This window comes from Dellaglioa sp. CoH-57-MRSF-18 (assembly GCF_056781995.1).
In genome coordinates this window covers 1-340 of sequence record NZ_JBXAXX010000149.1, presented here as the reverse complement: position 1 = coordinate 340, position 340 = coordinate 1, and the positions used below count along the sequence as shown (strand labels likewise).

The following is a 340-nucleotide window of genomic DNA, read 5'->3' as shown; positions in this document are numbered from 1 at the left end:
CAAGTTGGTAATACGCAAGTCCCACAAATGACAGTGCAGTACGCATATAAACGCGTAAATAACCCCACTCTAGTAGCCAGCAACGTCTCATCTTCAGGTTTGGCTGCGGGCAATCCAACAATAGCTTCCCAGACCAATAACGGGGCGCGGTTGAATCTTCCGGCCGGTAACGTATTGCTAGGAGCATTTGGTACGTACAGTTTTGGATTAACTGTGAACGCAGAATTGCCGACGACGTAAAGACACACTGTCTCAATTTTAGTGTGCACATCAATAAGGAGTATTAAATGAGTACAGTAGTGGGCACATGCCAAGATTGTCTTGTGTCAGTGCCGCCGGC

At 47.4% G+C, this 340-nt stretch carries 1 protein-coding gene; it reads left to right on the top strand.

What is annotated here, in order from left to right:
- Window positions 1-240, top strand: a 240-nt coding sequence (locus AC1RPG_RS08505; protein WP_481762552.1) for a hypothetical protein, incomplete at its 5' end; no start/stop codon positions are given.
- Between the last annotated feature and the right edge of the window lie 100 nt (window positions 241-340).